Below are 11,464 nucleotides of genomic sequence, written 5' to 3'. Positions count from 1 at the left end.
ATGCGCGTCGACCACGTCATCATGGGCGCGCGGAGCATCGAGCCGCTGCGCGAGCTGCTGTGGGAGCGCTACGGGTTCGGCGTCACCGACGGCAGCCCCAACCCCGACGGCACCGCCAGCTGGGTGGTGCCCTTCGACACCGACGACGTGCAGTACCTCGAACTGCTCGTCCCCCACGACGAGGCGGCCCTCACCGCCGGGGAGTTCGGCCGGGTCTTCCTGGAACGGACCGCCGACGGTCCCGCCTTCCTCAACTGGGCGGCGCTGGCCGACGACATCGAGGCGGCGGCCGAGCGCGTCCGCGCGGTGCTGGGAGCCGACCCCGAGCTGATCCGGGGCGAATCCGTGCGCGCGGACGGTTGCCGGGTGCCGTGGGCGGAGGCCGCCTTCGCCGCGTCGTGGGCCGTCCCCTCGCGGCCGTTCTTCCTGGAGTACGGCGACTGGCCCGCCCGCCGCGCCCGGGTGCCCGGCGACCTCGCCGCCGCCGGGCACCGCACCACGCCGACGGCGATCACCGCCGTCGTGGTGGGCACCGGTCTCGGTGACTGGCCCGGCTCGGACGAGCTGCCGGTCGAGGTCCTGCCCGGAGGGGACGGGATCAGGGAGATCCGGGTCGCCACCGCGGGCGGGGAGGTCTCGGTGAGCCTGCCGTGAGCGGCGAGCGGACCATGGGGGACGGGCCGGTCGCGAGTGGCGGACCGGCCGCGGGGAGCGGGGACGGTCCGGGTGCTCCGCCCGCCACGGCCGGTCTCGCCGCCGACGGGGCGGCGCCCGCCGCGGGCAAGGTCCTGTACGCGATCGTCACCGGCGCGCCGCCGGCCCGGGACGTGGACGTCCTGGTGCGGCTCGCCCACGCCGACGGCTGGCGGGTCTGCGTGGTGGCGAGCCCGGACGGCGCCCGCTTCCTCGACGAGCCCGCCCTCGCCGAGCTGACCGGTCACCCGGTGCTGAGCCGGTACCGCAAGCCGGGCGAGACGCAGGCGCCGCCGCCCCCGGACGCCATGCTCGTCGCCCCCGCCACCTGCAACACCCTCGTCAAATGGTCGGCCGGGATCTCCGACACCCTCGCGCTCGGCCTGATCGTCGAGGCGATCGGGCGGCGGATCCCACTGGTCGCCGTGCCGTTCTCCAACTGGGCCCACATGGCCCATCCCGCCGTCGGGGAGTCCGTGGCCCGGCTCCGCTCCTGGGGGGTGACCGTGCTGCTCGGGGACGAGGTCTACCCCCTGCACGATCCCGGCCCCAGCGACAAGTACGCCCCCCTGTTCCCCTGGCGGCTCGCGTGGCAGGCCGTCAGCACCCGATAGGAGCCGACATGGCACCCGTACCCCAACTCGTTTTCCTGAGCGGATCGGTGACGGCCGGGTCGAAAGCCGACCGCATCGCGGCCTGGTGCGCCGGTCAGCTCACGTCGCAGCCGGTGGCGACGCGGGTCTTCACCGGCGCCGACCTGGAATTCCCCTTCTACCGGCCGCTGGTGGGCGACCACGGTCCCGCCGTCGCGGACTACCTGGCGGCGCTGGAGCGCGCCGACGGCCTGGTCCTGGTCTCCCCGGCCTACCACGGCAGCGTGTCGGGGCTGCTGAAGAACGCCCTCGACTACGTCAACGAGCTGGCCGACGCGCGGCAGCCGTTCTTCGACGGCCGGGCGATCGGGTGCGTCGGGGTGGCGCTGGGCGAGCAGGGGGCGACGTCCACCGTGGCCGCCCTGCGCACCATCGGCCACGCGCTGCGCGGCTGGCCCACCCCGCTGGGGGTCACGCTGTCCCGCGAGAGCGCGCTGCTCGACGACCGGGGAGAGCCCCAGGACGAGCGGGCCCGCGCCCAGCTGCGGATGATGCTCGGCCAGGTCGTCACCCTGGCCAGGCTCAACGCCCGCCGGCGGGTGGAGGCCCGCCCGCCGGCCCCGGAGCTGCAGCGTGCCTGACCGCCGCGGTGACCGGCAGGCCGGGCGCCGCGGCGCGGGCCGCCGGGGCCGACCGGCGCACGTCCCCGCGTGTCGGGGCGCTCACGAACCGCCGCGGGCTCACCGGGCCCGCCGTCCTCGACCTCGGGCCTGACCTCGGCATCGTCAGCCCGGAGATGTTCACCCTTCTGGTGATCGTCGCATTCGTCTCCACCGCCATGACGGCGCCGCCGATGGCGCTTCCGGGAGGTAAACATGACAGACAGCACCCAGCAGAAGCTGCGGTCGTTCACCGAGAGCCTGTCCGCCGAGGAGAGGGCGGCCGTGTCGGCCTGGCTCGGCGGCGGTGACGGGCGCCCCGCCGAGCTCGACGCGCTCTTCGCGGACGGGGAGGGCGGGCCGCGCGAGGCCGCGCTCGACCCGGCCCTGCGGCCGCGGCAGGACGATCCGTCCGCCATCCGCAGCGTCGGCGTGATCGGCGGCGGCACCGCCGGCTACCTCACCGCGCTGGCGCTGCGCGCCAAGCGCCCGTGGCTCGACGTCACGCTCGTCGAGTCCAGCGGGATCCCGATCATCGGGGTGGGCGAGGCGACCACCCCGTCGATGCTGCCCTTCCTCCACCACTATCTCGGCATCGACCCGGCCGACCTCTACGAGAAAGTGCTGCCCACCTGGAAGCTCGGCATCCGCTTCGACTGGGGGCCCCACCCGGAGGGCTTCATGGCCCCCTTCGACTGGGGGAGCAACTCGGTGGGGGTGCTCGGCTCCCTGGCCACCCAGGGGGACATCAACGCCTTCACCCTGCAGTCGCTGTTCATGAAGGCCGACCGGGCGCCGGTCTTCCCCCTGGAAGGCGGGCGGCACCTGTCGTTGATGAAGCAGATGCCCTTCGCCTACCACCTCGACAACCAGCGGTTCGTCCGCTACCTCACCGACCTGGCCGCCGCTCGCGGCATCCGGCACGTGGACGCGACGGTCGCCGAGGTGGTGCTCGGCGGGGACGACTGGGTCGACTGCCTGCGCACGCCCGACGGGCGGGAGCTCCGCTTCGACCTCTACGTGGACTGCACCGGCTTCCGGTCGCTGCTGCTGGAGAAGACCCTCGGCTCGCGCTTCGTCAGCTACGCGGCGAGCCTGGCCACCGACACCGCCGTCACCGGGGTCGTCCCCCACGGCGGCCACATCAAGCCCTACACCACGGCGACCACGATGGACGCCGGGTGGTGCTGGAACATCCCCACCCGCGAGGCCGACCACGTGGGCTACGTGCACTCCTCCCGCTTCCTGTCCCTGGAGGAGGCGACCGAGGAACTGCGGCGGCGTTACCCGGGGGTGGACACCTTCCGGCCGGTGCGCTTCCGGGTGGGGCGGCACGAGGAGGCGTGGCGCGGCAACGTCGTCGCCATCGGCAACTCCTACGCGTTCGTGGAGCCGCTGGAGTCCAGCGGGCTGATGATGATCACGCTCGGTATCCTGTCGCTGGTCAGCACGCTCCCCGCGTCGTGGGCGGACCCCGTCCCCCGCGCGCTGGTCAACCGGGCGCTGAGCAAGAAGTGGGACGAGATCCGCTGGTTCCTCTCGATCCACTACCGCTTCAACACCCGCAGGGACACCCCGTTCTGGCGGGAGATGCACACCGGGGCCGACGTCTCGGGCCTGGAGCCCCTGCTCGAGGTGTTCCGGGCCGGCGCTCCGCTGAGGTTCCGGGACTCGGTGGTGCGCGGCTTCCTGGAGTCGACCGCGCCGACCTTCTACGGGCTGGAGGGCGTCGACTGCCTGCTGCTCGGCCAGGGATACCCGGCCCGGTTGCTGCCGATGAGCGAGCCGGTGGAGGCCTGGCAGGCGCGCAAGGACGCGGCGGACGCGCTGGTCGGCCGGGGCCTCGGCACGGCCGAGGCGCTCAGGGCGTTCGACACCGATCCGGAGCTCAACGCCGAACTGCTCGACGACCCCGACAGCTGGGTGGTGCGCACCGGGACCGACCGGCTCGTGAACGCCGACCCCGACGCCCCGGCCGCCGCCCACCGGGAGCCGGCGGCGTGACGGGCTCCCGTCCCGGTCCGGTGGGTGCCGGGTGGGGCCCCGGTCCGGTGGGTGCCGGGTGGGGCCCCGGTCCGGCGCCCGCCGGGCGGGACCTCCACCCGATGGGCGCCGGGCGGGGCCTCCGCTCAGCGGGCGTCCGGCGGGGTCCCGGCCCGGCGGGCGGCGTGCAGGGCCAGCAGGCGGTCCCGCTGGGCCTCGTCGGAGGCGGCCTGCGCCGCCGTCCAGGCCAAGGCGAGGGCGCCGTCGAGCACGGCCCGGTCCGCCGAGGGGGAGACGCACGCGGCGGCGAACTCCGGCTGGTGGTTCACCGCGCCGCCGCCGTCGATCGCGATCGTGGGGTGCAGGCTGGGCACGACCCGGCTCACGTTCCCCATGTCGGTGCTCCCGGTGGCCATGGCGGCCTCCGCCTCCGGCGAGACCAGGGGACGCCCCAGTTCCCGGGCGGCGTCCCGGTAGGCCGCCACCAGCCAGGGGTCGTGCCGGAGCTCCGCGTAGGCCGGGGAGACCTCGGTCACCTCGTGCCCGCAACCCGTCGCCACCGCCCCCGCCTCGAAGCAGGACCTGACCCTGCTCTCCAGGCGGTGCAGCGAGGACAGATCCCCCGCCCGCAGGTAGTAGCGGGCGGCGGTGTCGTCGGCCACCACGTTCGGGCTGTCACCGCCCCGGGTCACGATGCCGTGGACCATCTGGCGCTCCTCGAAGTGCTGCCTGGCCAGGCCGATCGCCACCTGCGCCACGGTGAGGGCGTCGGCGGCGTTGACGCCGAGCTCCGGCGAGAGCGCCGGATGCGTCGCCCGGCCGGTGTAGCGCACCTGAAGGTCGGCGATGGCCAGCGACCGCGGCGCGCAGTTCTCCTCGGGCGCGGGGTGCACCATCATCGCCACCGACACCTCGTCGAAGACGCCGCGCTCCAGCATGATCAGCTTTCCGCCGCCGTCCTCCTCGGCGGGGGTCCCGACGACCATCACCGTCAGGCCCAGGCGGTCGGCCACCTCGCGCAGGGCCAGCCCGGCGCCCGTCGAGGCCGCCGCGATGACGTTGTGCCCGCACGCGTGGCCCATCCCGGGCAGCGCGTCGTACTCGGCGCACAACGCGACGGCCAGCGGGCCGTCGCCGTAGCGGGCGACGAAGGCCGTCTCCAGCCCCGCCGCGCCCCGCTCGACGGCAAATCCCCGGGCGGCCAGGAAATCGGCGAGCAGGGCCGCGCTCCGATGCTCGGAGAAGGCGGTCTCGGGGTTGGCGTGAATGCTTCGGGAAATCTCCAGCAGTTCTTCCGAATGTTTTTCCACGGTGGTCCGGCAAAGGTTCCCGACCGAGGCGCTCAGATTCATTCTTCAACCTCCGAGACCTTTGATACACGAAACTCGCGGTGATTTCGATGTCGTTGACCGATGTGATTTCCGCTGATATCGCGTGGCGCGTTCCGGCGGGGGAGGACGAGCTCGCGGTGGAGCTGGTCCCCTCGTTCCTGCTGCGGACCTCCGGGATGCCCGTCCGCCTGCTCGACGGGCTGGCCGCGCCTGAGCTGTACGACCTGTCCGGCCCGGTCCTCGCGGCCGGACGGCGCGTGCACGCCGAACGGCTCCGGTTCGAGGAGCTGTGGCCCACCCTGCGCGAGGCCGCCCGCCGCACGGAGCCCAGGCGCCGGTCGCTGCGGCTCGCCGTCCGCTGCCTGGAGGCGGTCCAGGTGGGCGAGCCGCTGGAGGAGCCGGAGGCCGGGCTGCTGGCCGCCCTGGGAGCCGGTGACTGGGCCGGGCGCTGGGACGAGGCCGTCACCGCCTGCCGGTCCGTCCAGGCCGACGTCGCCCGTGCCCACGAGGCCGCGCTGGCCGCCGCCCGCCGGCGGGTCGCCGAGGCGTTCGGCCTCGACCGCGTACGGCACGCGACCTTCGTCTCCAACCCCGGGTTCCTCCGCAACGCCCTGGCCAGGCCGCTCGCCGCCCACGGCCCCTGGACCTCGGGCGCGCGCCGCACCGCGGCGACCGCCCACCGCTACCTGCGCAGGTTCGCCACGCGGTGCGAGACCGTCTCCTTCTTCGGCCCGGTCCTGCACGCCCGGTTCGATCCCGGCCGGGCCGAGGCCCTCACGGTCGGGGAGCCGGGACAGGAGCGGGTGCTCGTCGAGGCCAGCACCTGGCTCGCCGAGCTGCTGCAGGAGGAGACGGGACGGCGGGTCCCCCCGCCCGACCGCCGGGTGTGGCGGAGCCCCGTCTTCCGCGAGCTCCCGTCGGGCGCCGGTCTGGAACGGGTTCTGGACGGCAGACGGTTCAAGGTCCCCGAGCCGGCGCTGCGGCTGTGGCGGGCCGCGGACGGGCGGCGGACGCTGGGCGAGCTCGCCGCGCTGCTGGGGACGGACCCCGGGGCGGCCGAGCGGCTGGCCCGCGGGCTCGGCCAGGCCGTCATCGTCTCCGGCTGCCGCCTGCCGGCCACTGAGCTGCACGCGCTGAGCGAGCTCGCCGGCCGGGCCGGCGCCGCCTCGCCTCCCGCGGAGGGAGCCGCCTCGCCGCCGGCGGGGCAAGGGGACGGGGCGGCGGACGGAGGACCCGGCGGGGAACCGGGTCTCGCCGTCGCGCTCGCCGCGGCCAGGGCGCGCTACGCCGCCGAGCCCTGGCCGGGCCGGGCCGCCCACCTGGAGGAGGCCGAGCGCCTGGCCGCGACCCTGGGGGAGGGGACCAGGCAGGGCGCGGGCCGGCACTACGCCGACCGGGAGGTCTTCCGCGAGGACCGGTCGAGCCCGTACAGCGAGCGGGTGGTCCTGGGCGGTCCCGCCCTGGAGCGGATCCGCGCCGCGCTGGCCGGCATGCTCCCGCTGTGCTACCTCGGTGCCCTGCTGAGCAGGGAGGACGCCAGGGACGCGGTGCGCGCCGCACTCGGCGGGCGCCCCGCGCCGCTGGCCCGCCTGGCCGTCGCGGAGCTGCGTGACGACCGGGTCCGGACGGGACGGCTCCAGGCCGCGCTCCGCGACCTCGTCGCCGCCCGCGCCGCGGGCGCCCCCGGGGAACGGCCCGCACCCCCGGACCTCCGGACCGGCGCCGGGATCGTCCGGCTCACCTCAGCCGAGGTCGCCGGGGCGGTCGCCGGGCTGTGGTCCCTGGTCCCGCCCGGCGACGCCGGCGACCCCTGCCTGCCCAGCCCCGACCTGATGGCCGCGGGCCGGGACCTGGCGACCGCGACCTGGGTGCTGTCGGAGATGCACGACGACTGCAGCTCCGGGTACGGCGGGCTGGAGAACCCGCTGCACAGCACCCCCGACCTGCTCTGGCGCGACTTCACCGAGCGGGTCGTGCGGCTCGTCCCGCCGGATCGCGCCGCCACCATCGTCTCGCGGCGGCGCAGCGCCCACGTCACCCCGGAACTGCCCGGAGTGTCGATAGAGCTGAGCGGGCTGTCGCGCAAGCCGCGGGAGCAGACCGCGCCCATCGCCGACGTGACCGTGCCCGCCACGGGCGACGCGGTCGAGGTGGCGGGCGTGCGCCGCCTGCTCTACCCCGGCGACCTCTCCTCGCCGCTGCACCGCGCGGTCTCCCTGCCCGCGGTCGTGCCCGTCCCGGTCGACCTGGGGGAGCACACTCCGCGGATCATGATCGACGATCTGGTCTACCAGCGGGCCCGCTGGCGGATCCGGCTCCCCGAGGAACGCGCGGGCGACGCGATGGGGCGCTGGCTGGCGATGCAGCGGCTCCGGGAGGACAACCGCCTGCCGCGCCGCGTCTTCGTCCGCCATCCCGCCGAGCCGAAACCGCTCCATGTCGACTTCGCCGACCCCCTCGCCGTCGAGGACCTGGCCAGGTCCGCGCCGGCGGAGATCCTCGTCTCCGAGATGCTGCCCACCCCCGACCAGCTCTGGTGGCACGTCGACGGCGACTTCCAGTGCGCCGAGCTGCGCCTGGGCTGTCTCGTGCACCGCCGACCCCGGGAGTCGAAATGACCGTCACCCTGCCCGACGCCGCCACCGAGTTCGGTGCCCGCGTCCGCCACCGCCTCACCGAGGAGCGGGTGGTCTGGCTGACCACCGTCACCGACGGCGGGATCCCCTGCCCCAACCCCGTCTGGTTCTGGTGGGACGGCGAGAGCTTCCTGATCTACAACTGGGACCGGGCCAGGCGGCCGGCGAACCTGCGCGCGCGCCCCCGGGTCTCGCTCCACTTCGACGGCGGGCCCCACGGCCGCGACGTCGTCGTCTTCACCGGCGAGGCACGGCTGCTGGACGACCCGGTCCCCGCGCACCTGGTCCCCGGCTACCTCGCCAAGTACCGCGAGGCCATGATCCGCCTTGAGGGCAGTCCCGAGGCGTTCGGCCGGACGCACCCCACCGCGCTGCTGGTGCGCCCGACCGGGATCCGCGGCCGGTGAGCGGTCAGACCGCGACGGCCTCGATCATGCTGGTGCGGCCGTCCTCCGCGTGGACGGCGGGGCGCGGCTCGAAGCCCGCGGCGGACAGCAGCGCGGCGTGCTCGTCCTCGTCGCGCTCCCGGCCGCCGAGCATCATCAGCAGGTGCAGGTCGAGCAGGCCCCGCGCGGTGCCGTCCCCCGCCCTGGCCAGGCCCCCCACCACCAGCAGCCGGGCACCCGGGCGCATCGCGGCGCGGCAGGTGGCCAGGATCCGGGCCGCCGCCGCGTCCGGCCAGTCGGCGAGCACCCGGCACAGGATGTACAGGTCCCCGCCCGCGGGCACCCGCTCCATGAAGTCGCCGGGCACCACCTCGCACCGGTCGGCGAGTCCCGCCTCGTCGATCGCGCGCCGGGCGTGCCCGGCGGTCTCGGGAAGCTCCACGAGCGTGGCGCGTACCCCGGGATGCCTGCGCAGCAGGGTCGTGGTGAGCGCTCCGCTGCCGCCTCCGACGTCGACGAAGCGCTCCACGCCCGCCAGGTCGTACCGGTCGGCGACCAGGGCGCACGACTCGCGCACCGAGTCGGCCATCGCCGCGGCGAACGTGGTGGCGGCGCCCTCGTTCCCGGCCAGGTACGACCACATGCCCATGCCGAACGCCGCCTCGAAGGCGGGCTCGCCGGTGCGGACCGTGTGCAACGCGTGGCCCCAGGCCGCGTACTGCTCCTCGCAGACGCTGACGGTCCACGCGGCGACCCCGCCCGGGGCGTCGGTGCGCAGGTGCTCGCCGAGCGGCCCGAGCCCGAAGCGGTCCTCGCCCGCGTCGCGCAGCACGCCCTCGGCGGCCAGCACGCGGGCCACCCGCAGGAGCACGTCCGGGTCCGCCCCGCACCGCGCGGCCATCTCCTTGGCGGTCAGCGGCGTCTCCGTGAGCATGTCGGCCAGCCCGAGTTTCGCCGCGACATAAATCACCTGGGACCGGCGGTAGCCGGTCACCGCGTCTCGCAGGGCCTGAACGGACATCGACGATCCTCCATCACCTGAAAGGGGTCGGGGAAGAGAAGACTAAATGGCGGCAGGCGCTCGGTCCAGCATTTTCCGATTCGCCGTCCGCTGATTTTCCGTGCTCTTTTCAAGCCTTTCTTGACAAATGCATCGATGATATTATCCCGGAAATTCATTCTCAGCTGTGGAGGCTGGCATGTGCGGCATAACCGGCTGGGTCGCCTTCGAGGCCGACCTGACCCGCGAGCGGCCCGTGATCGACGCGATGACCGAGACGATGGCCTGCCGCGGCCCCGACGACGGCGGTGTGTGGCTGGCCCGGCGGGCCGCCATCGGCCATCGGCGGCTCGCGGTCATCGACGTCGAGGGCGGACGGCAGCCGATGACGGCCCGGACCGGGGTCGGGGAGGTCGTGCTCACCTACAGCGGGGAGGCCTACAACTTCACCGAGCTGCGCGAGGAGCTCCGGCGCGCCGGCCACGTCTTCTCCACCCGCAGCGACACCGAGGTGGTGCTCCGGGCCTACCTGGAGTGGGGCCACGAGATGGTGCACCGCCTCAACGGGATGTACGCCTTCGCCGTCTGGGACGGCCGCGTCGAGCGGCTGCTCCTGGTCCGCGACCGGCTGGGCGTCAAGCCGCTCTACTACGCGAGGACCGACGACGGCGTGGTCTTCGGCTCCGAGCCCAAGGCGCTGCTGGCCAACCCCCTCGTCCGCCGCGAGGTGGGCGCGGACGGGCTGCGTGAGATCTTCGCCGTCGTGCGCACGCCGGGCGCGGCGGTCTGGTCGGGCATGCGCGAGGTACGGCCCGGGCACACGGTGCTGGTCGACCGGGACGGGCCGGTCGAGCGGGCCTACTGGCGGCTGGAGGCCGCCGAGCACCGTGACGGGCGGGAGGCCACCGTCGCGACCGTGCGCGAGCTGCTCGCCGACGCCGTGCGCCGCCAGCTCACCTCCGACGTGCCGCGCTGCTCACTCCTGTCCGGCGGCCTCGACTCCTCCGTCGTCACCGCGATGGCCGCCGCCGAGCTTCGCGGCCTGGAGCGCGTGCGCACCTTCGAGGTCGACTTCCTCGGCCAGGAGGACAACTTCGTCCCCGACAACATGCGCGGCACCGCCGACTCGCCGTTCGCCCGCGAGGTCGCCTCCCACGTGGGCACCGACCACCACCACATCGTGCTCGACCCCGGAGACCTGCTCGACCCCGAGGTGCGGCGGGCGGCCGTGGTCGCCCGGGACGTCCCGGTCGGCTGGGGCGAGCTGGACAGCTCGCTCTACCTGCTGTTCCGCGGGGTGCGGGAGAAGTCGACCGTGGCCCTGTCCGGGGAGTCCGCCGACGAGGTCTTCGGCGGCTACGGCTGGTTCCACGACCCGGCCATCGTCGCGACCCCGGTGTTCCCCTGGCTGATCGTCACCGGCGACCACGCGCTCGGCTCCATGCTCCACCCGGACATCGAGGCCAAGCTGCGGGTCGAGGAGTTCCGCGCCGACTCCTACGCCGACGCCGTCGCCGAGGTTCCGGTCCTGCCCGGGGAGTCCGGCGAGGAGCTGCGCATGCGGCGGATGCTGCACATCTGCCTCACCCGCTGGCTGCAGGTCATGCTCGACCGCAAGGACCGGATGAGCATGGCGGTGGGGCTGGAGGTGCGGGTGCCGTTCTGCGACCATCGCCTCGTCGAGTACGTCTTCAACACGCCCTGGGCGCTGAAGTCCTTCGACGGCAGGGAGAAGAGCCTGCTGCGCGCCGCCTCGGCCGGCCTGCTGCCGGAGTCCGTGCTCCGGCGCCGCAAGAGCCCCTACCCCTCGACCCAGGACCCGGCCTACAGCGCCGGCGTGCAGGCGTGGGCGAGGCGCGTCCTGGACGACCCGTCCTCGCCCGTCCGCGACCTGGTCGGGATCGACACCCTGCGCCCGCTGCTGGACGCCCGCCCGGCCGAGCTCCCGTGGGGCCCGCGGGTGGCCCTGGAGCGGGTCATCGACCTCGACATCTGGTTCGACGTCTACCGGCCTTCCATCACCCTCTGACCTCCTCCCGCCGGATCCTTCCCCGCTGCGCCGCCGTTGCGGCAGACGGCCCGGAGGGGTTCCCGGCGGGCACCGGGGTTCTCCCACCCGGGTGCCCGCCGGGGCGGGAGGCCCGAGGGGCCGCCCCCGGCGCTTGCCGGGGGAGGCCCGAGGG

At 74.6% G+C, this 11,464-nt stretch carries 9 protein-coding genes; 7 read left to right on the top strand and 2 right to left on the bottom strand.

All coding sequences use genetic code 11. The annotated features are described in order from the left end of the window. The 4 genes from ABD841_RS35520 to ABD841_RS35505 all read left to right on the top strand — a co-directional run bounded on the left by ABD841_RS35520 (position 1) and on the right by ABD841_RS35505 (position 3,949). Complete coding sequence (locus tag ABD841_RS35520) at positions 1-654, top strand: VOC family protein (protein WP_344980944.1); 654 nt, start codon at positions 1-3, stop codon at positions 652-654. Further along, positions 651-1,307 (top strand): flavoprotein, encoded by a 657-nt coding sequence (locus ABD841_RS35515; protein ID WP_344980942.1) that lies wholly within the window; start codon positions 651-653, stop codon positions 1,305-1,307. Before ABD841_RS35520 ends, ABD841_RS35515 begins: the two co-directional genes overlap by 4 nt. Positions 1,308-1,315: 8 nt before the next feature. Continuing rightward, positions 1,316-1,927, top strand: coding sequence for an NADPH-dependent FMN reductase (locus ABD841_RS35510; protein WP_344980940.1), 612 nt, complete (start codon positions 1,316-1,318; stop codon positions 1,925-1,927). 234 nt (positions 1,928-2,161) lie between these two features. Beyond that, complete coding sequence (locus tag ABD841_RS35505) at positions 2,162-3,949, top strand: tryptophan halogenase family protein (protein WP_344980939.1); 1,788 nt, start codon at positions 2,162-2,164, stop codon at positions 3,947-3,949. Between the two features lie 125 nt (positions 3,950-4,074). Here ABD841_RS35505 and ABD841_RS35500 read toward each other — a convergent pair whose 3' ends face one another. Then, on the bottom strand, positions 4,075-5,238 hold the full coding sequence (locus ABD841_RS35500; protein WP_344980937.1) for a M20 family metallopeptidase: 1,164 nt from the start codon (positions 5,236-5,238) through the stop codon (positions 4,075-4,077). Positions 5,239-5,342: 104 nt separating this feature from the next. Here ABD841_RS35500 and ABD841_RS35495 point away from each other — a divergent pair, with 104 nt between their 5' ends. Next, positions 5,343-7,877, top strand: a complete 2,535-nt coding sequence (locus ABD841_RS35495; RefSeq protein ID WP_344980935.1) for a hypothetical protein — start codon at positions 5,343-5,345, stop codon at positions 7,875-7,877. Then, on the top strand, positions 7,874-8,302 hold the full coding sequence (locus tag ABD841_RS35490) for a TIGR03667 family PPOX class F420-dependent oxidoreductase (RefSeq protein WP_344980933.1): 429 nt from the start codon (positions 7,874-7,876) through the stop codon (positions 8,300-8,302). Before ABD841_RS35495 ends, ABD841_RS35490 begins: the two co-directional genes overlap by 4 nt. A gap of 4 nt (positions 8,303-8,306) precedes the next feature. On the opposite strand, the gene ABD841_RS35485 is transcribed toward ABD841_RS35490, so the two are convergent. Beyond that, a complete protein-coding gene (locus tag ABD841_RS35485; RefSeq protein WP_344980931.1) occupies positions 8,307-9,302 on the bottom strand; it encodes a methyltransferase in 996 nt (331 codons plus the stop codon). A 178-nt stretch (positions 9,303-9,480) separates the two neighbouring features. Between ABD841_RS35485 and asnB the strand changes: the two genes are divergently transcribed. Then, positions 9,481-11,310, top strand: coding sequence for an asparagine synthase (glutamine-hydrolyzing) (gene asnB / locus ABD841_RS35480; protein WP_344980929.1), 1,830 nt, complete (start codon positions 9,481-9,483; stop codon positions 11,308-11,310). Positions 11,311-11,464 lie beyond the last annotated feature (154 nt).

The organism is Streptosporangium fragile (assembly GCF_039534445.1).
GTDB lineage: Bacteria > Actinomycetota > Actinomycetes > Streptosporangiales > Streptosporangiaceae > Streptosporangium > Streptosporangium fragile.
This window is presented reverse-complemented; position numbering and strand designations above follow the sequence as displayed.

What these genes read in the sequence shown, in the direction of transcription:
- ABD841_RS35510 (WP_344980940.1), top strand. Translation starts at nt 1,316, where the DNA reads ATGGCACCCGTACCCCAACTCGTTTTCCTGAGCGGATCGGTGACGGCC.
- ABD841_RS35520 (WP_344980944.1), top strand. Translation starts at nt 1, where the DNA reads ATGCGCGTCGACCACGTCATCATGGGCGCGCGGAGCATCGAGCCGCTG.
- ABD841_RS35485 (WP_344980931.1), bottom strand. Translation starts at nt 9,302, where the DNA reads ATGTCCGTTCAGGCCCTGCGAGACGCGGTGACCGGCTACCGCCGGTCC.
- ABD841_RS35490 (WP_344980933.1), top strand. Translation starts at nt 7,874, where the DNA reads ATGACCGTCACCCTGCCCGACGCCGCCACCGAGTTCGGTGCCCGCGTC.
- ABD841_RS35505 (WP_344980939.1), top strand. Translation starts at nt 2,162, where the DNA reads ATGACAGACAGCACCCAGCAGAAGCTGCGGTCGTTCACCGAGAGCCTG.
- asnB (WP_344980929.1), top strand. Translation starts at nt 9,481, where the DNA reads ATGTGCGGCATAACCGGCTGGGTCGCCTTCGAGGCCGACCTGACCCGC.